The sequence below is a fragment of the Enterobacter cloacae complex sp. AR_0002 genome, from assembly GCF_001922365.1.
GTDB classification, from domain to species: Bacteria; Pseudomonadota; Gammaproteobacteria; order Enterobacterales; family Enterobacteriaceae; genus Enterobacter; species Enterobacter hormaechei_C.
Map to the genome: position 1 here is coordinate 557,510 of NZ_CP018814.1, position 22,956 is coordinate 580,465.

Genomic DNA, 22,956 nt, shown 5'->3' on the forward strand with positions numbered 1-22,956 from the left:
CACTGAGGAAGCCATGAGAAGAGTTCTGACAACGCTGATGATTTTGCTGGTGGTGCTGGTGGCTGGCCTTTCAGCGTTGGTGCTGCTGGTTAACCCGAATGACTTCCGGGCCTACATGGTGCGGCAGGTGGAAGCGCGCAGCGGGTATGAACTCAAGCTGGACGGGCCCCTGCGCTGGCACGTTTGGCCGCAGCTCAGCATTCTCTCCGGACGTATGTCGCTCACCGCGCCGGGCGCCGCGCAGCCGCTGGTGACGGCGGATAACATGCGTCTTGATGTTGCGCTCATCCCGCTCTTATCCCATCAGCTCCAGGTTGAACAGGTGATGCTGAAAGGGGCGGTGATTCAGCTTACGCCGCAAACCGAAGCCGTTCGTCAGGCGGATGCGCCGGTCGCACCGCGTGAAAACACCTTGCCTGACGTCCCCTCTGATACCGGCTGGTCGTTCGATATTGGTAATCTGAAAGTTGCTGACAGCGTGCTGGTTTTCCAGCATGAGGATGACGAACAGATCACCGTACGCAATATCAATCTCAGGATGGAGCAGGACGCCAATCATCACGCCACCATGGAGTTCTCCGGGCGGATCAACCGCAATCAGCGCGATCTCAACATGTCGATGAACGCAAACGTGAACGCTTCTGACTATCCGCACCAGCTGACGGCGGACGTTCAGCAGCTCAACTGGCAGCTGACCGGCGCGGATTTACCCGCGAAGGGGATTGCCGGCCAGGGCACGATGCAGGCGGTGTGGCATGAAGAGCGCAAACAGCTCGAACTGAACGCGCTCAACCTCCAGGCCAACGACAGTTCCCTGAAGGGGCAGGCGAGCGTCACGCTTGATGAGAAACCTAAGTGGGTGCTGGATCTGCAATTCGACAAGCTGAATCTCGAGAACCTGCTTCCGCTCCAACCGGTGAACGCGACCGATGAGGGAGCTACGCAGGTAGGGCAAAGCCAGGCCACGCAGTCGCGTCCGGTGATCTCCTCAAATCTCGATCTGCCTGACTACAACGGCCTGCGCGGATTTACCGCCGACATTCTGCTGAAAGCGAACAGCGTGCGCTGGCGTGGAATTGATTTTACTGACGTCAGCAGCCAGATGTTCAACCACAACGGCCTGCTGGTCATCTCCGAGCTCAGCGGAAAAATGGGAGCAGGGAACCTCTCGCTGCCGGGCACGCTGGATGTACGCAAAGACGTTGCCAGCGCCGCGTTCCAGCCGCGTCTGGAAAACGTTGAAATTGGCACCATCCTGAAAGCCTTTAATTACCCAATTGCCCTCACGGGGCAGCTGTCGCTGGCAGGGGATTTCTCTGGCACGAAGATTGATGCGGATGCCTTCCGTCGTAGCTGGCAGGGGCAGGCGCACGTTGAGCTGAAAGATACGCGCATGGAAGGGCTGAACTTCCAGCAGCTGGTGCAGCAGGCGGTAGAGCGCAGCAGCAGCGTGAAAGCGAATGAAAACTACGACAGCGCAACCCGTCTCGACAGCTTTACCAGTGAGCTTGCCCTCGACAACGGTCAGCTCTCGCTTGACGACATGCAGGGCACTTCGTCACTGCTGGCGCTGACCGGAACCGGCGCGCTGGATCTGGTGAAAGAGACGGCAGACACCCGCTTCAACGTCCGCGTGAAGGCTGGCTGGGAAGGCGAAGGCCAGCTTGTAGAGTTCCTGAAAGAGACGCCGATACCGCTGCGCGTTTATGGAAAATGGCAGGCGCTGAATTACAGTTTGCAGGTCGATCAGATCCTGCGTAAGCACCTTCAGGATGAAGCGAAACGTCGGCTGAATGACTGGGCGGACCGCAATAAAGAGACTCAGTCAGGTAAGGACGTGAAAAAACTGCTCGATAAGCTGTGATGCCTGTTGTTCCGGGTGGCATGTACGGCCTGATGCCCTCACCCCGGCCCTCTCCGACGGGGAGAGGGAGCAAACACTAAAAACGGCAACGAGGTTGCCGTTTTGCTTTTTACCTACACCTCTAAATCCATCTCATCTTCACCGCGCAGCGGTATCAGCTGCACCTTCTGCACGCGATGGCTCTCAACCTGCAAGGTTTTGAGCATGTAATCCCCCACCTGGACCTCTTCCCCCGGCTGCGGAATACGTTGCAGATTTTCCATCAGCAAACCGGCGATGGTGTGGTATTCGCGCTTCTCGTCCAGCGGAAGCGGAACGAACTGCACCAGATCTTCAAGCGGCATATGGCCGTTGGCGGTCCAGCTGCCGTCGGCGTTTTTCTGAATATCGTGGCGCGCATCGATCTCATCCACCTCATTAGGCAGATTACCGGCGATGGTTTCCATCACGTCGCTGAGCGTCACCAGCCCTTCCACAGAACCAAACTCATCAACGACAAACGCGAAGTGGGTGCGCGCGTTGCGGAACTGCTCCAGCGCGGAGAGCAGCGGCAGCGCTTCCGGGAAGACCAGCGGCTGGCGTACCAGCGCGCGCAGGTTTAGCGGCTCGCCGTGAAGCTGCTGTTGCAGCAGGTCAATCACGTGTACCACGCCCAGCAGCTCTTCTTCCTCTTCACCGCCGGTCACGACCACGCGGGTGTGCTGGTTTTTATCCAGCAGGGCACGGATCTGCTCTTCCGGCGCCGTCAGGTCAATATGCTCAATGTCATGGCGGGAGGTCATGATACTGCTCACTGTGCGCTGGTTGAGGTTAAGCACGCGCTCTATCATCCGGCGTTCCTGCGGGTTGAAGATCTGCCCGTCGCTGTGGTCGGCAAGCATCGCCGCGGATTCAGCATCCAGCTCGGCATCCTCTTTTTTGCCGCTCAGCAGGCGCATCACCGTATCTGCGGTGCGCTGCCGTAATGTCTGGTTCGCGGAAAGAAAACGGCGACGGTTGAAAATGGCCAGTTGGTTGAGAAACTCAATCAGCACCGAGAAACCAATGGCGGCGTACAGATACCCTTTCGGGATATGGAAGCCAAAACCATCCGCTACCAGGCTAAAGCCAATCATCAGCAGGAAGCTCAGACAGAGGATGACGATAGTCGGGTGACTGTTCACGAAGCGCGTCAGGGCTTTACTGGCGAGCACCATCAGGGTGATGGCGATGATCACGGCGGCCATCATCACCGCCAGATGGTCAACCATCCCGACGGCCGTGATCACGGAGTCGAGAGAAAAGACGGCATCCAGCACCACTATCTGTGCGACCACCGGCCAGAATTTAGCGCCGCGTCGCTGGGTGGGGTTTTCACTGTCTTTTCCTTCCAGCCGCTCATTAAGCTCAACCGTGGCTTTGAACAGCAGGAACAATCCGCCGAAAAGCATGATCAGGTCGCGGGCGCTAAAGCTCAGACCCTGCACGCTGAATAAGGGTTTGGTCAGCGTCACCAGCCACGAGATTGAGGCCAGTAACAGCAGACGCATCACCATGGCGAGCAGAAGACCCGTCACGCGGGCGCGGTCGCGTTGTGAAGGGGGTAATTTATCGGCAAGGATGGCGATAAACACCAGGTTATCAATGCCGAGCACTAATTCGATGACGACCAGCGTCACCAGCCCGGCCCAGATTGATGGATCGGCAATCCATTCCATAGTAAATGCAATACCTTCTGTTATATGACTAATGTCACACTTCGATCATGGATAAAGCCGACGGAAATTGCAATGCCGGGGTGAGATTTCTCTTAATGCTACACTCAGGTAAACCCCATTTGCCGGGCGGTGTAAATAAGTTAATTGCGAAGATTTAATTACAGAAGTCGTTATTTAGGAAATATCGCAATAAATGGTCCGGCGATCTATTTTGTCAATATAAAGAAAATCCGAAAACCTTAAAACTTTGCTCTTAATATTAATCTTAAAAACGAATATTAGGACGGTTGTCTCCTTGCCTGCTATTAGGTTAGCTGCAACAATTCTTCCAGCATCAAATGTTAAAACTCCTTGTTGCTATTTTTGTTTCGGTCTTTGGTGAAGGTTATACATTATCAATCGCCCCTGTGAGGCGTTTGATATATTTCGCAAAAGGCCTTATCCAAGAGGGTGTCTAACCATAACGCATTGTTTAGTCAGTGGATTGGTAACTGAAAGCCAAGGGCGGTAGCGTGCCTGAAAGCGTGTGAATCAGCCTCAATTATTCTGTCAATAGCCAATGGATGAATAAGCTTTTTTTAGGACTGATGCCAGTTATATTGCTAAATGATTAACTGCATTCTGATTGTCACCACGACCCGCGCTTATTTTAATTGCACAGGATAATTACTCTGCCAAAGTGATAAATAATCAATGATGAAATCCAAAATGAAATTGATGCCATTATTGGTGTCTGTGACCTTGATGAGTGGTTGCACGGTCTTTCCCGGCAGCAATATGTCGACAATGGGCAAGGATGTGATTAAACAGCAGGATGCTGATTTTGATCTCGACAAAATGGTGAATGTGTATCCATTAACCCCACGTCTGGTGGAACAATTACGCCCACGTCCAAATGTTGCTCAGCCAAATATGTCCTTGGACCAGGAAATTGCCTCTTACCAGTATCGCGTGGGTCCGGGTGACGTCATTAACGTGACCGTCTGGGATCACCCGGAGCTGACCACGCCTGCGGGCCAGTACCGTAGCTCAAGCGACACCGGTAACTGGGTACAGTCCGATGGCACCATGTTCTATCCCTACATTGGCAAAGTGCACGTCGCGGGTAAAACGCTTGCTGAGATCCGTAGTGATATTACCGGCCGCCTGGCGCAGTACATTGCTGACCCGCAGGTGGACGTTAATATCGCCGCGTTCCGATCCCAGAAAGCCTATATCTCTGGCCAGGTCAATAAATCCGGCCAGCAGGCCATCACTAACGTCCCGCTCACCGTTCTCGATGCGATCAATGCCGCAGGCGGCTTAACCGACGGCGCTGACTGGCGCAACGTGGTGCTAACCCACAACGGCAAAGAGCAGCGCATTTCGCTTCAGGCGCTGATGCAAAACGGTGACCTGACCCAGAACCGCCTCCTCTATCCGGGCGACATTCTGTACGTGCCGCGCAATGACGATCTGAAAGTGTTCGTGATGGGTGAAGTGAAGAAACAGAGCACCCTCAAGATGGACTTCAGCGGTATGACCCTGACCGAAGCGCTGGGCAATGCGGAAGGCATCGACCTGACCGCCTCCAACGCCAGCGGTATCTTCGTGATCCGTCCTATCAAAGGCGAGAACGCGAAGGGCAAGATTGCCAACATCTACCAGCTGGATATGTCCGACGCGACGTCGCTGGTCATGGCAACGTCGTTCCGTCTCCAGCCGTACGATGTGGTCTATGTCACCACCGCGCCGGTTGCCCGCTGGAACCGTCTGATCAACCAGTTGCTGCCTACCATCAGTGGCGTTCGCTACATGACGGATACGGCGAGCGACGTTCATAACTGGTAAGCCGCGATGTTTAACAAAATTCTGGTGGTGTGCGTGGGGAACATTTGCCGTTCCCCCACGGCTGAAAGGCTGTTGAAAAATTACCAGCCTGCGTTAACGGTCGACTCCGCAGGGCTGGGCGCGCTGGTCGGAAAAGGTGCCGACGAACGTGCCGCAAGCGTTGCCCTTGAGCATAACCTCTCACTCGACGGGCACGTTGCCCGTCAGGTCTCTGGCCGGATGTGCCGGGAATATGACCTGATCCTCGCGATGGAAAAACGCCACATTCACGCGCTGTGCGATATCGCACCGGAGATGCGCGGCAAGGTGATGCTGTTTGGTCACTGGGATGGTGAGCGCGAAATTCCCGATCCGTATCGCAAGAGCCGCGAGGCCTTTGAGGCGGTATACACCTTACTAGACCAGTCTGCCCGTCAGTGGGCGCAGGCACTGAAAGCTCAGCAGGGATAACAATGACAGAAAAAACAAGACCTTCTGCCGCCCCGACGTCGGGCAGTGATGAAATCGATATCGGTCGCCTGGTCGGGACCGTTATTGAAGCGAAATGGTGGGTGCTGGGTATTACCGCCATTTTTGCCGTGGCGGCGATCGTTTATACGCTGTTCGCGACGCCTATTTACAGCGCCGACGCGCTGGTGCAGATCGAACAAAATACCGGAAACTCGCTGGTTCAGGATATCGGCTCGGCGCTGGCCAACAAGCCGCCGGCATCGGAAGCCGAAATTCAGCTGATTCAGTCGCGCCTGGTACTGGGCAAAACGGTTCACGACCTGGGGCTGGATATCGCGGTCACCAAAAACACCTTCCCGGTGTTTGGCGCAGGCTGGGATCGCCTGATGGGGCGCAGTAACGATACGGTAAAAGTGACCGACTTCGTGATCCCAAAAGGGGCAGGGGACCAAACCTTTACCCTGACCGTGCTGGGACCAAAACAGTATCAGCTGACCAGCGACGCGGGCTTCAGCGCGCGCGGCGAGGTGGGGCAGATGCTGACCAAAGAGGGCGTCAGCATCAAGGTCAGCGCAATTCAGGCGCATGAGGGCGGGGAGTTTACGGTCACCAAATTCTCGACGCTCGGGATGATCAACAACCTGCAAAACAACCTGACCGTCACCGAAAACGGCAAGGACACCGGCGTTCTGAGCATGACCTTCACCGGTGAAGACAAGGATCAAATTCGCGACATCCTCAATAGCATCACCCGCAACTATCTGGAGCAGAACGTTGAGCGCAAGTCAGCGGAAGCCGCAAAAAGCCTGGCGTTTCTCAGTAAACAGCTGCCGGAGGTGCGCGCCCGTCTGGATGACGCTGAGAACAAGCTGAACGCGTACCGTCAGGACAAGGATTCCGTCGATCTGCCGCTGGAGGCGAAATCGGTTCTCGACTCCATGGTGAATATTGATGCGCAGCTGAACGAGCTGACCTTCAAAGAGGCGGAGATTTCCAAGCTCTATACCAAACGTCACCCGGCGTACCGCACTTTGCTGGAGAAACGTCGTACCCTGGAAGAAGAGAAGGCGAAGCTGAATGACCGCGTGACCGCGATGCCGAAGACGCAGCAGGAAATTGTACGCCTGACGCGTGATGTGGAATCCGGCCAGCAGGTTTACATGCAGCTGCTGAACAAACAGCAGGAGCTGAAAATCACCGAAGCCAGCACCGTCGGCGACGTGCGTATCGTTGACCCGGCGATTACCCAGCCGGGCGTGCTGAAGCCGAAGAAGGCGCTGATTATCCTCGGCAGCATTATTCTCGGCCTGATGCTTTCCATTGTCGGCGTGCTGCTGCGCTCGCTGTTCAACCGCGGTATCGAAAGCCCGCAGGTGCTGGAAGAGAACGGGATCAGCGTGTACGCCAGCATCCCGCTCTCCGAGTGGCAGAAGTCCCGTGACAGCGTCAAAACCGTTAAGGGCGTCAAGCGTTACAAACAGAGCCAGCTGCTGGCCGTGGGTAACCCGACTGACCTGGCGATTGAAGCGGTGCGCAGCCTGCGTACCAGCCTCCACTTCGCCATGATGCAGGCCAAAAACAACGTCCTGATGATGACCGGCGTTAGCCCATCAATCGGTAAAACCTTCGTCTGCGCCAACCTGGCGGCGGTGGTGAGCCAGACCAACAAGCGCGTGCTGCTGATCGACTGCGACATGCGTAAGGGCTACACCCACGAGCTGCTGGGGACCAACAACGTTAACGGACTGTCGGAAATCCTGCTCGGTAAAGGGGAAATCAGCGAGAGCGCCAAGCCGACGTCGATTCCGAAATTTGACCTGATCCCGCGTGGCCAGGTGCCGCCGAACCCGTCTGAACTGCTGATGAGCGAGCGCTTCACGCAGCTGATTGAGTGGGCGAGCAAAAACTACGACCTGGTGCTGATCGATACCCCACCAATTCTGGCGGTCACCGACGCTGCCGTGGTAGGGCGTCATGCGGGCACCACGCTGATGGTCGCACGCTATGCGGTGAACACCCTGAAGGAAGTGGAAACCAGCCTGAGCCGCTTTGAGCAGAACGGTATTGAGGTGAAGGGGGTCATTCTGAACTCCATCTTCCGCCGCGCGACCGGGTATCAGGATTACGGCTATTACGAGTACGAATACAAGTCTGACAGTAAATAACAAAATGCACCCCACACCCCTCACCCTAACCCTCTCCCCAAAGGGGAGAGGGGACTGTTCGGTGCTGGATTTGGGGGACGAACGTAATGATAACCACTGGATGCCTTTCACCCTCTCCCCTATGGGGAGAGGGCCGGGGTGAGGGGAAAATATGACCACACAACGCCCTTTGATTTCTATCTATATGCCGACATGGAATCGTCAGCAGCTGGCGATCCGCGCGATTAAATCGGTCCTGCGTCAGGATTACGATAACTGGGAACTGATTATCGTGGATGACTGTTCCTCCTCTTACGAACAACTGCAAAAGTTTGTTGAAGACCTGAACGACCCGCGCGTGGTGTACACGCACAACGCTATCAACTCCGGGGCGTGTGCGGTGCGCAACCAGGCGATTATGCAGGCGAAAGGGCAGTATCTGACCGGTATCGACGACGATGACGAATGGACGCCAAACCGTCTGTCGATCTTCCTGTCGCACAAAGCGCAGCTGGTGACCCACGCGTTTCTGTATGCCAATGACTATGTCTGCCAGGGCGAGGTCTATTCGCAGCCGGCCAGCCTGCCGCTGTATCCGAAATCACCGTATTCCCGACGCCTGTTCTACAAGCGCAACATTATCGGCAATCAGGTGTTTACCTGGGCATGGCGCTTTAAGGAGTGCCTGTTCGATACCGAGCTGAAGGCCGCGCAGGATTACGACATTTTCCTGCGGATGGTGGTGGAGTACGGCGAGCCGTGGAAGGTGGAAGAGGCCACGCAGATCCTGCACATCAATCACGGGGAGATGCAAATCACCTCGTCGCCGAAGAAATTCTCGGGCTACTTCCATTTTTACCGCAAGCACAAGGACAAGTTTGACCGTGCCAGCCGGAAGTATCAGCTCTTCACCCTGTATCAGATCCGTAACAAGCGCATGAACTGGCGCACGTTGCTGACGCTGCTGTCGGTACGTAACGGCAAGCGTCTGGCTGACGGGCTTCGGGGGAAATAATGTTTCTGGAAGATTGTCGCGCTAACAGCTGGAGCCTGCGCCCGTGCTGCATGGTTCTGGCCTACCGTATTGCGCACTTTTGCTCGGTGTGGCGCAAAAAAAATGTGCTGAACAATATCTGGGCCGCGCCGGTGCTGGTGCTGTACCGCATCATCACCGAATGCTTTTTTGGCTATGAAATTCAGGCCGCAGCCACCATTGGCCGCCGCTTTACCATTCATCACGGTTATGCGGTGGTCATCAACAAGTTCGTCGTCGCGGGTGATGATTTCACCATTCGCCACGGGGTGACGATCGGCAACCGCGGGCCGGACAGCCTGGCCTGCCCGGTCATCGGCAATAACGTCGAGCTGGGCGCCAACGTGGTGATGATCGGGGACATTACCGTGGGCAATAACGTGACGATTGGCGCAGGCAGCGTGGTGCTGGACAGCATTCCGGACAACGCGCTGGTGGTGGGCGAGAAAGCCCGCGTGAAGGTGATAAAATGAACATTCTGCAATTTAACGTACGCCTCGCAGAGGGCGGGGCGGCAGGCGTAGCGCTGGATCTGCACCAGCGCGCGCTGCAAAAAGGATTACAGTCGCGCTTCGTTTACGGTTACGGCAAAGGTGGCAAGAAAAGCGTCAGCCATGATAACTATCCGCAGGTGCTGAAACAGACGCCACGTCTGACCTCCATCGCCAATATCGCGCTGTTCCGCCTGTTTAACCGCGACCTGTTCGGCAACCTGAATAATCTCTACCGCACCGTCACCCGCACTCGCGGCCCGGTTGTGCTGCACTTTCACGTGCTGCACAGCTACTGGCTGAATCTGGAAGAGGTGGTGGCGTTTTGTGGCAAGGTGAAGGCGCATAAGCCGGATACCCGATTCGTCTGGACGCTGCACGACCACTGGAGCGTGACCGGACGCTGCGCCTTTACCGACGGCTGCGAAGGCTGGAAAGATAACTGTCAGAAATGCCCTACGCTCAGCAACTACCCGCCGGTGAAGATCGATCGCGCGCATCAGCTGGTTGAGGATAAGCGTCAGCTGTTCCGCGATATGCTCTCGCTCGGCTGCACCTTTATCTCCCCAAGCCAGCACGTGGCGGATGCTTTTAATAGCCTGTACGGAGCAGGGCGTTGCCAGATCATCAACAACGGTATTGATGTGGCGACGGAAGCGATCCTGGCCGAACTGACGCCCGTAGCCGTTACCGCCGGTAAGCCGAAAATTGCGGTCGTCGCCCATGACCTGCGTTACGACGGCAAAACCAACCAGCAGCTGGTGCGCGACATGATGGCGCTCGGCGACAAGATTGAGCTGCATACCTTTGGCAAATTCTCCCCGTTTGAAGGCGCTAACGTGGTGAACCACGGGTTTGAAACCGACAAACGCAAACTGATGAGCGCGCTGAACGGTATGGACGCGCTGGTGTTCAGCTCCCGCGTGGACAACTACCCGCTGATCCTGTGCGAAGCGCTTTCCATCGGCGTGCCGGTGATTGCCACCCACAGCGACGCCGCGCGGGAAGTGCTGGAGAAATCCGGCGGTAAAACCTTCAGTGAAAACGAGGTGCTGCCGCTGGTGCAGTTGTCGAAGGCCGATATCGCGCAGGCTGTTTTTGGCACGGACCTGGAATCGTTCCGCAACCGCAGCCGTAAAGCGTACAGTGGACAACAGATGCTGGAGGAGTATGTCTCGTTCTATCAGAATCTGTAGTTATCTGCTGCTGCCGCTGATCTACCTGCTGGTCAACGTTAAGATTGCCCAGCTCGGCGAAAGCTTCCCGATCACTATCGTCACCTTCCTGCCGGTTCTGCTGTTGCTTTACGTTGACAAGCTTAACCTCAAAAAGCTGATGATTGCGCTGGGCATCGGGTTTGGTCTTACGGCGTTTAACTACATCTTTGGTCAGTCGCTGGACGCCAGCAAATATGTCACCTCCACCATGCTGTTTGTTTATATCGTTATCATTATTGGCATGGTGTGGAGTATTCGCTTTAAAACTATTTCTCCGCACAATTATAGGAAAATCCTCAGGTTCTTTTATATTGTCGTCGGGCTGATTGTTGTGCTTGCGGCAATGGAGATGGCGCAAATTATTCTCACAGGCGGAAGCAGCCTGATGGAAATAATTTCGAAATATCTTATATACAGTAACAGCTATGTACTGAACTTCATTAAGTTTGGTGGCAAGCGTACAACCGCGCTCTATTTTGAACCGGCGTTTTTTGCTCTGGCATTAATCTCAATTTGGCTCAGCATCAAACAGTTCGGTATCAAAACCCCCAAGACCGATGCTATGATTCTTGCAGGAATCGTTCTGTCAGGGTCGTTCTCCGGGGTAATGACGTTTATTCTGTTTTACCTGCTGGAGTGGGCGTTCCAGTACCTGAACAAAGAGGCGATTAAGAAAAAACTGCCGCTGGCGATAATCTCTCTGACGGTATTTTTAGTGGGCGTGATATTTGCGTTTCCGTACATTTCTGAGCGTCTGGGTGATTTGGGAACGGAAGGGTCATCGTCCTATTATCGCATCATTGGTCCACTGGTGATGGTGGGTTATTCCTTAACCCATATAGATGGCGTAGTAAGATTCGGCTCACTTTATGAATATGTTGCATCATTCGGAATCTTTAACGGTGCGGATGTCGGTAAAACCATAGACAATGGTCTGTATCTGTTAATTATCTATTTTTCCTGGTTCGCCGTACTGTTGACACTGTGGTATCTGTTTAAAGTTTTCAAAATGATGATTAACGCGTTTGGTGATAACCAGAACTTTCGCGTGCAACTTTATCTGTTCACACCGGTGTCGTTGTTTTTTACCGGGTCAATATTTAGCCCGGAATATGCATTCTTAATTGTATGTCCGTTTATTTTGCGCAAGGCGCTGAATATTACGAGCGTATGACGAAATGAGGTGATTTATGTTTCTTAGCGTCATTACTGTCGCCTTTCGTAACTACGAAGGGGTGGTAAAAACCTGGCGCTCGCTGCGCAACCTGGCGCGCGATCCGAGCCTCACGTTTGAGTGGATCGTGGTCGATGGCGGCTCGAACGACGGCACGGCGGAGTTCCTGGAAAAACTCAACGGTGAGTTTAACTTACGTTACATCAGCGAGAAAGATAAAGGCATTTACGATGCCATGAATAAAGGCATCAACATGGCGCAGGGGCGTTACGCCATCTTCCTCAATTCCGGCGATGTGTTCCATGAAGATGTGGCGCTGTTTGCCCGTCAGCTGGCGCGCCAGAAAGAAGATGCCATGTTTATCGGTGATGCGCTGCTTGATTTCGGCGAGGGGAAAAAAGCGCTGCGCGGTGCGAAACCAGGCTGGTATATCTACCACAGCCTCCCGGCCAGCCATCAGGCTATTTTCTTCCCAATGAGCGGCCTGAAAAAACAGCCTTACGATTTGCGCTATAAAGTGTCATCAGATTATGCCCTGGCCGCCAGCCTTTACAAATCTGGCTACCCGTTCCGTCGAATTAAAGGACTGGTATCTGAATTTTCAATGGGCGGCGTGTCAACCTCGAATAATCTGGAACTGTGCCAGGATGCGAAAAACGTGCAGCGTAAAATATTACGCGTGCCGGGGTTCTGGGCGGAATTATCTTATTTCTTACGTCTGAAAACGACGGGTAAAGCGAAAGCCTTATATAACAAAGCCTGAGATATAAGGAAACGTAATGCAGGAATTAAATGGATTCTCCGTACCGAAAGGTTTTCGGGGCGGGAGCGGTATTAAAGTTCAACTGTGGTGGGCTGTACAGGCAACGTTATTTGCCTGGTCGCCGCAAATACTGTACCGCTGGCGCGCATTTTTACTGCGTCTGTTTGGCGCAAAAATAGGAAAAAACGTAGTCATTCGACCTTCGGTGAAAATTACTTATCCCTGGAAATTAACGCTTGGGGATTACGCCTGGGTTGGGGATGACGCAGTGTTATATACCCTTGGTGAGATTACGATTGGCGCAAATTCGGTGGTTTCACAGAAGTGTTATTTGTGCACCGGCAGCCACGATTTTATGAGCCCGCATTTTGATATTACCGCTTCGCCTGTTGTGATCGGTGAAAAATGCTGGCTGGCAACAGACGTCTTTGTTGCACCCGGTGTTTCTGTTGGCGATGGCACGGTAGTCGGTGCCCGCAGCAGCGTTTTTAAATCGCTTCCGGCAAATAAAATTTGCCGTGGCAACCCCGCAGTGGTGATACGCGAACGCGTTGAAACTGATTAAATTCATAAGTAGAGGAATATAAACATGTCTAAAGTCGCTCTCATCACCGGCGTTACCGGGCAGGATGGTTCTTACCTGGCAGAGTTACTGCTGGAAAAAGGGTATGAAGTTCACGGTATTAAGCGTCGTGCCTCTTCATTCAATACCGAGCGTGTCGATCATATTTACCAGGATCCTCACGCGGCGAACCCGAAATTCCACCTGCATTACGGCGACCTGACCGATACCTCCAACCTGACCCGTATCCTGCAAGAAGTACAGCCGGATGAAGTCTACAACCTGGGCGCGATGAGCCACGTTGCGGTCTCCTTCGAATCCCCGGAGTACACCGCTGACGTGGACGCCATGGGTACGCTGCGTCTGCTGGAAGCGATTCGCTTCCTGGGTCTTGAGAAGAAAACTCGCTTCTACCAGGCATCCACCTCTGAGCTGTACGGTCTGGTGCAGGAAATTCCGCAGAAAGAGACCACGCCGTTCTACCCGCGTTCTCCGTACGCTGTGGCGAAACTGTACGCCTACTGGATCACCGTGAACTACCGTGAATCCTACGGCATGTACGCCTGTAACGGCATTCTGTTCAACCACGAATCTCCACGTCGCGGCGAAACCTTCGTGACCCGCAAAATCACCCGCGCGATCGCTAACATCGCTCAGGGCCTGGAGTCTTGCCTGCACCTCGGCAACATGGATTCCCTGCGTGACTGGGGTCATGCGAAAGACTACGTGAAAATGCAGTGGATGATGTTGCAGCAGGAGCAGCCAGAAGACTTCGTGATTGCGACCGGCGTGCAGTACTCCGTACGTCAGTTCGTTGAGATGGCTGCGGCACAGCTGGGCATCAAGCTGCGCTTTGAGGGCACGGGCGTGGAAGAGAAGGGTATCGTTGTTTCCGTGACCGGCCATGACGCACCGGGCGTGAAGCCAGGCGACGTGATTGTCCAGGTTGATCCGCGTTACTTCCGTCCTGCTGAAGTGGAAACCCTGCTGGGCGACCCAACCAAAGCGCACGAGAAACTGGGCTGGAAACCAGAAACCACCCTGCAAGAAATGGTATCCGAGATGGTGGCCAAAGATCTTGAAGCAGCGAAAAAACACTCCCTGCTCAAGTCTCATGGCTACGAGGTTGCCATCGCGCTGGAGTCCTGAGAATGACAAAACAACGTATTTTTGTCGCCGGTCATCGCGGAATGGTGGGTTCCGCGATTGTTCGCCAGCTGGAACAGCGCGGTGACGTGGAGGTGATTGTTCGCACCCGCGACGAGCTGAACCTGCTTGACAGCAAAGCGGTGCAGGACTTCTTCGCCAGTGAACGTATCGACCAGGTGTATCTGGCGGCGGCGAAGGTGGGCGGCATTATCGCTAACAATACCTACCCGGCGGATTTCATCTACGAGAACATGATGATTGAGAGCAACATCATTCACGCGGCGCATCTGCACAACGTGAACAAGCTGCTGTTCCTCGGCTCATCTTGTATCTACCCGAAAATGGCGAAGCAGCCGATCGCCGAGAGCGAACTGTTGCAGGGCACGCTTGAAGCCACCAACGAGCCGTATGCGATTGCCAAAATTGCCGGGATCAAGCTGTGTGAATCCTACAACCGTCAGTATAACCGCGACTATCGCTCGGTGATGCCGACCAACCTGTACGGACCGCACGACAACTTCCACCCGAGCAATTCCCACGTGATCCCGGCGCTGCTGCGTCGTTTCCACGAGGCGACTGCCGAAAACGCCCCGGACGTGGTGGTGTGGGGCAGCGGTACGCCAATGCGCGAGTTCCTTCACGTGGACGATATGGCGGCGGCCAGCATTCACGTCATGGAGCTGGATCGCGAAGTGTGGCAGGAAAACACCGAGCCGATGCTGTCGCACATTAACGTCGGGACCGGCGTGGACTGCACCATTCGCGAGCTGGCGCAGACCATCGCGCAGGTGGTGGGCTACAAAGGACGCGTGGTGTTTGACGCCACCAAACCGGACGGCACGCCGCGCAAGCTGCTGGACGTGACCCGTCTGCATCAGCTGGGCTGGTATCACGAGGTCTCACTGGAGCAGGGGCTGGCCAGCACCTACCAGTGGTTCCTGGAAAACCAGCACCGCTTCCGGGGGTAATGATGTTTTTAAGTCAGGAAGATTTTGCCACGGTAGTGCGTTCCACTCCGCTGATCTCAATTGATTTGATCGTGGAGAACGAACGCGGCGAGTTCTTGCTGGGGAAACGAACCAATCGTCCTGCACAGGGCTTCTGGTTCGTGCCCGGCGGGCGCGTGCAGAAGGATGAGACGCTGGCAGATGCCTTCGAGCGTCTCACTCTGGCGGAACTGGGCCTGCAACTGCCGATGGCAGCGGGCCAGTTTTACGGGGTCTGGCAGCACTTCTATGACGATAACTTTTCAGGCACCGGGTTCACCACGCACTACGTCGTGCTGGGGTTCCGCCTGAAGGTGAGTGAGGCAGACCTGCGTCTGCCTGATTCTCAGCATGACGATTACCGCTGGTTAACGCCAGAGGCGCTGCTGGCAAGCGACAACGTCCATGACAACAGTCGGGCGTACTTCCTTGCGGAACGTCAGGCCGAGGTGCCAGGTCTATGAAAATCCTCGTCTACGGAATTAACTACTCGCCGGAGCTTACCGGTATCGGGAAATACACCGGCGAGATGGTCGAGTGGATGGCGAGCCAGGGACATGACGTGCGGGTGATTACTGCCCCGCCGTATTACCCGGAGTGGAAGGTAGGCGAACGCTATTCCAGCTGGCGCTACCGCCGCGAAGAGGGCGCCGCGACCGTCTGGCGCTGCCCGCTCTACGTGCCGAAACAGCCCTCGACGCTGAAACGTTTAATTCATCTGGGCAGCTTTGCCCTGAGCAGTTTCTTCCCGCTGATGGCGCAGCGTCGCTGGAAGCCGGATCGCATCATCGGCGTGGTGCCGACCCTGTTCTGCACGCCAGGCATGCGCCTGCTGGGAAAACTCTCCGGCGCGCGCACCCTGCTGCACATTCAGGATTATGAAGTGGACGCCATGCTCGGGCTGGGTATGGCCGGGAAAGGCAAGGGCGGCAAGGTGGCGAAGCTCGCCAGCGCCTTTGAGCGCAGCGGCCTGCACAACGTGGATTACGTCTCGACCATCTCGCGCTCGATGATGAACAAGGCGCAGGAGAAGGGCGTCCCGGCGGAAAAAGTGATCTTCTTTCCGAACTGGTCCGAAGTGGCGCGCTTCCGCGATGTGACAGACCAGGACGCGCAGGCGTTGCGCGCGCAACTCGGGTTGCCTGCTGAGCAAAAAATCATTCTTTACTCAGGCAACATCGGCGAAAAACAGGGGCTGGAGAGCGTGATTGACGCCGCGCTTCAGCTGAGCGAACACCCGTGGATGTTCGTAATAGTCGGGCAGGGCGGTGGTAAAGCGCGGCTGGAAAAAATGGCCAGCGAGCGCGGACTGACCAACATCCGCTTCTTCCCGCTTCAGTCTTATGACGCGCTGCCCGCGCTGCTGAAAATGGCGGACTGCCATCTGGTGGTGCAAAAACGCGGCGCGGCGGATGCGGTGCTGCCGTCCAAGCTGACCAACATTCTGGCAGTGGGCGGAAATGCGGTGATTACGGCAGAAGCCGCAACAGAATTAGGCCAGCTGTGCAACAGCTACCCGGGCATTGCCGTTTGCGTAGAGCCTGAATCGGTTCCTGCGCTGGTGACCGGAATTGAGCAGGCACTCGCCATGCCAAAAGAGAACACGGTGGCACGTGAATATGCCGAACGCACGCTCGAGAAAGAGAACGTGCTGAGCCAATTTATTGCAGATATACGGGGATAAATCATGAGTCAAACCACTTTGTATCCGGTCGTAATGGCGGGTGGATCCGGGAGCCGGTTGTGGCCACTGTCCCGCGTGCTTTATCCAAAACAATTTCTGTGCCTGAAAGGCGACCTCACCATGCTGCAAACGACGGTTAACCGTCTGCACGGCGTGGAGTGTGAAAGCCCGGTGGTGATCTGTAACGAGCAGCACCGCTTTATCGTTGCCGAGCAGCTGCGCCAGCTGAACAAACTGACCGAAAATATCATTCTGGAGCCTGCCGGACGCAACACGGCGCCTGCCATTGCCCTTGCGGCGCTGGCAGCAAAACGCAGCAGCCCGGACTGCGACCCGCTGATGCTGGTGCTGGCGGCTGACCACGTCATCCAGCAGGAAGAGGCCTTCCGCGACGCGGTACGCGCCGCGATTCCTTACGCTGAGAACGGCAAGCTGGTGACCTTCGGCATCGTGCCGGATCTCCCGGAAACCGGCTATGGCTACATTCGCCGCGGCAGCGTTACGCCTGGTGAAGGCGACAGCGTGGCCTTTGACGTGGCGCAGTTTGTCGAAAAACCGAATCTGGAAACCGCGCAGGCGTATGTCGCCAGCGGTGAATACTACTGGAACAGCGGTATGTTCCTGTTCCGCGCCGGTCGCTACCTGGAAGAGCTGGAAAAATATCGCCCGGATATCTTAAGCGCCTGCGAAAAAGCGATGGCGGTGGTGGATCCGGATCTCGATTTTATCCGCGTGGACGAAGAAGCCTTCCTCGCCTGTCCGGAAGAGTCCATTGACTATGCGGTGATGGAACGTACGGCAGATGCGGTAGTGGTACCGATGGATGCGGGCTGGAGCGACGTCGGCTCCTGGTCGTCACTGTGGGAGATCAGCGCGCATACCCCGGAGGGTAACGTCCATCACGGGGATGTGATCAGCCACAAAACGGAAAACAGCTACGTCTACGCCGAATCTGGCCTCGTCACTACGGTAGGGGTGAAGGATCTGGTGGTCGTGCAGACCAAAGACGCGGTGCTGATTGCCGACCGTAATGCCGTGCAGGACGTTAAAAAAGTGGTGGAGAAGATCAAGGCCGATGGCCGTCACGAACACCATATTCACCGTGAAGTCTACCGCCCGTGGGGCAAATATGACTCCATCGACGCCGGCGAGCGTTATCAGGTGAAACGCATCACCGTGAAGCCGGGAGAAGGGCTGTCGGTGCAGATGCACCATCACCGCGCCGAACACTGGGTGGTGGTGGCAGGGACCGCCAAAGTGACCATCGACGGTGAAGTGAAGCTGCTCGGTGAAAACGAGTCCATTTATATTCCGCTGGGCGCCACGCACTGTCTGGAAAACCCGGGGAAAATTCCGCTCGACTTAATTGAGGTGCGTTCCGGCTCCTATCTGGAAGAGGACGACATCATCCGCTTCCAGGATCGCTACGGGCGCGTGTAGCACTCCGCATCATGCCCGGTGGCGCTGCGCTTACCGGGCCTACGAATGAAAAAAATAAATTTGGCCATTACATGGTCAGGGCCAACTGTTGCCTGAAAAAGGGGTCATCATGGAAAAATTAACCTGTTTTAAAGCCTACGATATTCGCGGCAAGCTGGGCGAAGAGCTGAACGAAGACATTGCGTGGCGCATCGGCCGCGCGTACGGCGAATACCTGAAACCACAAACTATCGTGCTTGGCGGCGACGTGCGTCTGACAAGCGAATCCCTGAAGCTGGCGCTGGCGAAAGGGCTACAGGACGCGGGCGTCGATGTGCTGGACATTGGCCTTTCCGGTACCGAAGAGATCTATTTTGCCACCTTCCACCTGGGCGTGGACGGCGGTATCGAAGTGACCGCCAGCCATAACCCGATGGACTACAACGGCATGAAGCTGGTGCGCAAGGGCGCGCGTCCTATCAGCGGCGACACCGGTCTGCGTGACGTGCAGCGTCTGGCCGAGGCCAATGACTTCCCGCCGGTGAACGAAGCGAAGCGCGGCAGCTATAAGCAGATTAACCTGCAAAAAGAGTACATCGACCACCTGCTGGGCTACATCAATGTGGCAAACCTCAAACCGCTGAAGCTGGTGATTAACTCCGGCAACGGCGCGGCAGGCCCGGTTGTAGACGCACTTGAAGCCCGCTTTAAGGCGCTGAACGTGCCGGTGACCTTCGTCAAAGTGCACAACACGCCAGACGGCAACTTCCCGAACGGTATTCCTAACCCGCTGCTGCCGGAGTGCCGCGACGACACCCGCAACGCGGTGATTGAGCACGGCGCCGATATGGGTATCGCCTTTGACGGCGACTTCGACCGCTGCTTCCTGTTCGATGAGAAAGGGCAGTTTATCGAAGGCTACTACATCGTTGGCCTGCTGGCGGAAGCGTTCCTCGAGAAAAACCCGGGGGCGAAAATCATTCACGATCCGCGTCTTTCCTGGAACACCGTCGACGTGGTGAAGGCCGCGGGCGGCGAGCCGGTGATGTCCAAAACCGGCCACGCGTTTATCAAAGAGCGTATGCGTGAGGAAGACGCCATCTACGGCGGCGAGATGAGCGCCCACCACTATTTCCGTGATTTTGCCTACTGCGACAGCGGGATGATCCCGTGGCTGCTTGTGACCGAGCTGCTGTGCCTGAAAGGGCAGAGCCTGGGCGAACTGGTGCGCGACCGCATGGCGGCGTTCCCGGCGAGCGGTGAGATCAACAGCAAACTGGCACAGCCCGCTGAGGCCATTGCCCGCGTGGAACAGCACTTTGCCATTCATGCGCTGGAGATTGACCGTACCGACGGTATCAGCATGGCGTTCCCGCAGTGGCGCTTCAACCTGCGCTCGTCCAATACCGAGCCGGTGGTGCGCCTGAACGTGGAGTCCCGCGCTGACACCGCGCTGATGGAAGCCCGAACGAAGGACATTCTGGCGCTGTTGAATCAGTAATAACTGCCCCTCACCCCAGCCCTCTCCCCAAAGGGGAGAGGGTGTTCAAGTTCCCTCTCCCGTTTGGGGAGAGGGGTAGGGTGAGGGGTAAGGTTTAGAACTAAAGGAACAACGATGACAAATCTAAAAAAGCGCGAACGAGCGAGAACGAATGCATCGTTAATCTCTATGGTGCAGCGTTTTTCTGATATCACCATCATGGTCGGCGGACTGTGGGCGGTGTGTTGGGTCAGCGGGCAGTCGTTTTTATACATGCACTTGCTGATGGCGTTGATTGCGCTGGTGGTGTTTCAGATGATCGGCGGCATGACCGATTTCTATCGTTCATGGCGCGGCGTCAAAATGACCACCGAACTGATGCTGCTGCTCCAGAACTGGACCTTAAGCCTGATTTTCAGCGCAGGCCTGGTGGCGTTCAGCCATGATTTTGATAACCGTCTTGTGACCTATCTCTGCTGGTATCTGTTAACCAGCATTGGCATGGTGGTCTGCCGCTCGCTGATCCGCTTTGGCGCGGGCTGGCTGCGCAACCGCGGGTATAACCGTCGCTTCGTTGCCGTGGCGGGCGATCTGCCGGTGGGGCAGGTGTTGCTCGACAGCTTCCGCAAAGAGCCGTGGTTAGGTTTTGAAGTGGTCGGGATTTATCACGACGCGAAGCCCGGCGGCGTGCCGTCCGACTGGGCTGGTAACTACGAACAGCTTATTGACGATGCGAAAGCCGGCAAAATTCATAACGTCTACATCGCCATGCAGATGAAAGATGAATCCCGCATCAAGAAACTGATGCGCGAGCTGGCGGATACCACCTGCTCGGTGATCCTCATCCCGGATGTCTTCACCTTCAATATTCTCCACTCCCGTATTGAAGAGGTGAACGGGGTACCGGTTGTTCCGCTGTACGACACGCCGCTGTCGGGGATTAACCGCGTGCTGAAGCGCGTGGAAGATATCGTGCTTTCGTCCCTGATCCTGCTGCTCATCTCCCCGGTGCTGTGCTGCATTGCGCTGGCGGTGAAGCTCAGCTCGCCGGGGCCGATCATCTTCCGTCAGACCCGCTACGGCATGGACGGTAAGCCGATCATGGTGTGGAAATTCCGCTCCATGAAGGTGATGGAGAACGACAAGGTGGTGACCCAGGCGACGCAGAACGATCCGCGCGTCACCCGCGTGGGTAACTTCCTGCGTCGTACCTCGCTCGATGAGCTGCCGCAGTTCATCAACGTGTTCACCGGCGGGATGTCCATCGTCGGGCCTCGTCCTCACGCCGTGGCCCATAACGAGCAGTACCGTACCCTGATTGAAGGCTACATGCTGCGCCATAAGGTGAAGCCGGGCATCACCGGCTGGGCGCAGATCAACGGCTGGCGCGGCGAGACCGACACGCTGGAAAAAATGGAAAAACGTATCGAGTTCGATCTGGAGTACATCCGCGAGTGGAGCCTCTGGTTCGATATCAAGATTGTTTTTCTGACCATTTTCAAAGGTTTCGTGAACAAAGCGGCGTACTAAGATGAGCTTACGAGAAAAAACCATCAGCGGTGCGAAATGGTCAGCCATGGCCACCATCGTCATCATTGGCCTCGGCCTGGTGCAGATGACGGTGCTGGCGCGCATTATCGATAATCACCAGTTTGGTCTGCTGACCGTCTCGCTGGTGATTATCGCCCTGGCCGATACGCTGTCGGACTTTGGTATCGCCAACTCCATTATCCAGCGCAAAGAGATCAGCCATCTGGAGCTGACCACCCTCTACTGGCTGAACGTCGGGCTGGGTATCTTCGTTTTTGTGCTGGTGTTCCTGCTGAGCGATGTGATTGCCGGCGTGCTGCATAACCCGGACCTGGCGCCGCTGATGCGTACCCTGTCGTTCGCTTTCGTGGTGATCCCGCACGGGCAGCAGTTCCGCGCGCTGATGCAGAAAGAGCTGGAGTTCAACAAAATCGGCATGATTGAGACCAGCGCCGTGCTGGCGGGCTTTACCTTCACCGTGGTCAGCGCCCATTTCTGGCCGCTGGCGATGACCGCCATCCTCGGCTACCTCGTTAACTCTGCCGTGCGCACGCTGCTATTCGGCTTCTTTGGCCGTAAGATTTATCGCCCGGGGCTGCATTTTTCGCTGGCGTCTGTTTCATCCAACCTGCGCTTCGGCGCGTGGCTGACGGCAGACAGCATTATCAACTACGTAAATACTAACCTCTCCACGCTGGTGCTGGCGCGCATTCTGGGCGCGAGCGTCGCGGGTGGCTACAACCTGGCGTATAACGTCGCGGTTGTCCCGCCGATGAAGCTCAACCCGATTATTACCCGCGTCCTGTTCCCGGCGTTCGCCAAAATCCAGGACGATACCGAGAAGCTGCGCGTGAACTTTTACAAGCTGCTCTCCGTGGTGGGGATCATCAACTTCCCGGTCCTGCTGGGGCTGATGGTGGTCGCCAGCAATTTCGTACCGCTGGTGTTTGGCGAGAAGTGGAACAGCATCATCCCAATCCTGCAACTGCTGTGCGTCGTGGGGCTGCTGCGCTCGGTGGGGAACCCGATTGGTTCTCTGCTGATGGCAAAGGCGCGCGTGGATATCAGCTTCAAGTTCAACGTGTTTAAAACCTTCCTGTTTATTCCGGCAATTATTGTGGGCGGGCACATGGCGGGCGCCATTGGCGTGACGCTCGGCTTCCTGCTGGTGCAAATCTTCAATACCGTGCTGAGCTACTTCGTGATGATCAAACCGGTGCTGGGCTCCAGCTACCGTCAGTACATCCTCAGCCTGTGGCTGCCGTTTTATCTCTCCTTGCCGACGCTGGCGGTGAGCTACGGCCTGGGCGTGGTGCTCAACGGGCATCTGCCGCTGGCGGCACTGCTTGCGGTGCAGGTCGCGGCAGGCGCGCTGGCGTTCGGCGTGATGATTGTGCTGTCACGCAATGCGCTGGTGGTCGAGATGAAGCGCCAGTTTTGCCGTAACGAAAAAATGAAAACGCTGCTTCGCGCAGGCTAATTT

General features: G+C 55.8%; 19 protein-coding genes. 18 read left to right on the forward strand and 1 reads right to left on the reverse strand.

Annotated features, from left to right (window positions below; translation table 11 throughout):
- The first annotated feature begins 13 nt into the window (after window positions 1-13).
- On the forward strand, window positions 14-1,864 hold the full coding sequence (gene asmA, locus AM329_RS02770) for an outer membrane assembly protein AsmA (RefSeq protein WP_032665892.1): 1,851 nt from the start codon (window positions 14-16) through the stop codon (window positions 1,862-1,864).
- A 113-nt stretch (window positions 1,865-1,977) separates the two neighbouring features.
- On the opposite strand, the gene AM329_RS02775 is transcribed toward asmA, so the two are convergent.
- Window positions 1,978-3,561 (reverse strand): TerC family protein, encoded by a 1,584-nt coding sequence (locus AM329_RS02775; RefSeq protein ID WP_003862080.1) that lies wholly within the window; start codon window positions 3,559-3,561, stop codon window positions 1,978-1,980.
- A gap of 693 nt (window positions 3,562-4,254) precedes the next feature.
- Between AM329_RS02775 and AM329_RS02780 the strand changes: the two genes are divergently transcribed.
- The 17 genes from AM329_RS02780 to wzxC all read left to right on the forward strand — a co-directional run bounded on the left by AM329_RS02780 (window position 4,255) and on the right by wzxC (window position 22,953).
- Complete coding sequence (locus tag AM329_RS02780; protein ID WP_003862079.1) at window positions 4,255-5,391, forward strand: polysaccharide export protein; 1,137 nt, start codon at window positions 4,255-4,257, stop codon at window positions 5,389-5,391.
- A 6-nt stretch (window positions 5,392-5,397) separates the two neighbouring features.
- The gene (gene wzb / locus AM329_RS02785) at window positions 5,398-5,841 is read left to right on the forward strand and encodes a low molecular weight protein-tyrosine-phosphatase Wzb (RefSeq protein WP_003862078.1); all 444 of its coding nucleotides are present in this window, start codon (window positions 5,398-5,400) and stop codon (window positions 5,839-5,841) included.
- Window positions 5,842-5,843: 2 nt separating this feature from the next.
- Window positions 5,844-8,006: a tyrosine-protein kinase Wzc gene (wzc, locus tag AM329_RS02790; RefSeq protein ID WP_015572374.1), complete on the forward strand. Its 2,163-nt coding sequence runs from the start codon at window positions 5,844-5,846 to the stop codon at window positions 8,004-8,006.
- A gap of 151 nt (window positions 8,007-8,157) precedes the next feature.
- Window positions 8,158-9,000 (forward strand): colanic acid biosynthesis glycosyltransferase WcaA, encoded by an 843-nt coding sequence (gene wcaA, locus AM329_RS02795; protein ID WP_017383272.1) that lies wholly within the window; start codon window positions 8,158-8,160, stop codon window positions 8,998-9,000.
- Window positions 9,000-9,491, forward strand: coding sequence for a colanic acid biosynthesis acetyltransferase WcaB (gene wcaB, locus AM329_RS02800; protein WP_003863505.1), 492 nt, complete (start codon window positions 9,000-9,002; stop codon window positions 9,489-9,491). The genes wcaA and wcaB overlap by 1 nt, the downstream gene beginning before the upstream one ends.
- Window positions 9,488-10,705, forward strand: coding sequence for a colanic acid biosynthesis glycosyltransferase WcaC (gene wcaC / locus AM329_RS02805; protein ID WP_032609666.1), 1,218 nt, complete (start codon window positions 9,488-9,490; stop codon window positions 10,703-10,705). Before wcaB ends, wcaC begins: the two co-directional genes overlap by 4 nt.
- On the forward strand, window positions 10,680-11,900 hold the full coding sequence (gene wcaD, locus AM329_RS02810; protein ID WP_003863508.1) for a colanic acid polymerase WcaD: 1,221 nt from the start codon (window positions 10,680-10,682) through the stop codon (window positions 11,898-11,900). Before wcaC ends, wcaD begins: the two co-directional genes overlap by 26 nt.
- Before the next feature lie 16 nt (window positions 11,901-11,916).
- Complete coding sequence (gene wcaE, locus AM329_RS02815) at window positions 11,917-12,663, forward strand: colanic acid biosynthesis glycosyltransferase WcaE (RefSeq protein WP_032609664.1); 747 nt, start codon at window positions 11,917-11,919, stop codon at window positions 12,661-12,663.
- A gap of 16 nt (window positions 12,664-12,679) precedes the next feature.
- Complete coding sequence (gene wcaF / locus AM329_RS02820; protein ID WP_003863512.1) at window positions 12,680-13,228, forward strand: colanic acid biosynthesis acetyltransferase WcaF; 549 nt, start codon at window positions 12,680-12,682, stop codon at window positions 13,226-13,228.
- 24 nt (window positions 13,229-13,252) lie between these two features.
- Window positions 13,253-14,374, forward strand: a complete 1,122-nt coding sequence (gene gmd, locus AM329_RS02825) for a GDP-mannose 4,6-dehydratase (protein ID WP_003863514.1) — start codon at window positions 13,253-13,255, stop codon at window positions 14,372-14,374.
- 2 nt (window positions 14,375-14,376) lie between these two features.
- Entirely contained in the window at window positions 14,377-15,342 is a 966-nt protein-coding gene (locus AM329_RS02830) for a GDP-L-fucose synthase (protein ID WP_003863516.1), read from the forward strand.
- A gap of 2 nt (window positions 15,343-15,344) precedes the next feature.
- The gene (locus tag AM329_RS02835; protein WP_057979975.1) at window positions 15,345-15,824 is read left to right on the forward strand and encodes a GDP-mannose mannosyl hydrolase; all 480 of its coding nucleotides are present in this window, start codon (window positions 15,345-15,347) and stop codon (window positions 15,822-15,824) included.
- A complete protein-coding gene (gene wcaI / locus AM329_RS02840) occupies window positions 15,821-17,044 on the forward strand; it encodes a colanic acid biosynthesis fucosyltransferase WcaI (protein ID WP_022651482.1) in 1,224 nt (407 codons plus the stop codon). The genes AM329_RS02835 and wcaI overlap by 4 nt, the downstream gene beginning before the upstream one ends.
- Before the next feature lie 3 nt (window positions 17,045-17,047).
- On the forward strand, window positions 17,048-18,484 hold the full coding sequence (gene cpsB / locus AM329_RS02845; protein WP_003863522.1) for a mannose-1-phosphate guanyltransferase: 1,437 nt from the start codon (window positions 17,048-17,050) through the stop codon (window positions 18,482-18,484).
- Between the two features lie 109 nt (window positions 18,485-18,593).
- On the forward strand, window positions 18,594-19,964 hold the full coding sequence (gene cpsG / locus AM329_RS02850) for a colanic acid biosynthesis phosphomannomutase CpsG (RefSeq protein ID WP_022648631.1): 1,371 nt from the start codon (window positions 18,594-18,596) through the stop codon (window positions 19,962-19,964).
- Between the two features lie 114 nt (window positions 19,965-20,078).
- Window positions 20,079-21,473, forward strand: a complete 1,395-nt coding sequence (wcaJ, locus tag AM329_RS02855) for an undecaprenyl-phosphate glucose phosphotransferase (protein WP_003863525.1) — start codon at window positions 20,079-20,081, stop codon at window positions 21,471-21,473.
- Window position 21,474: 1 nt separating this feature from the next.
- Window positions 21,475-22,953: a colanic acid undecaprenyl disphosphate flippase WzxC gene (wzxC, locus tag AM329_RS02860; protein WP_032609661.1), complete on the forward strand. Its 1,479-nt coding sequence runs from the start codon at window positions 21,475-21,477 to the stop codon at window positions 22,951-22,953.
- The last annotated feature ends 3 nt before the right edge of the window (window positions 22,954-22,956 follow it).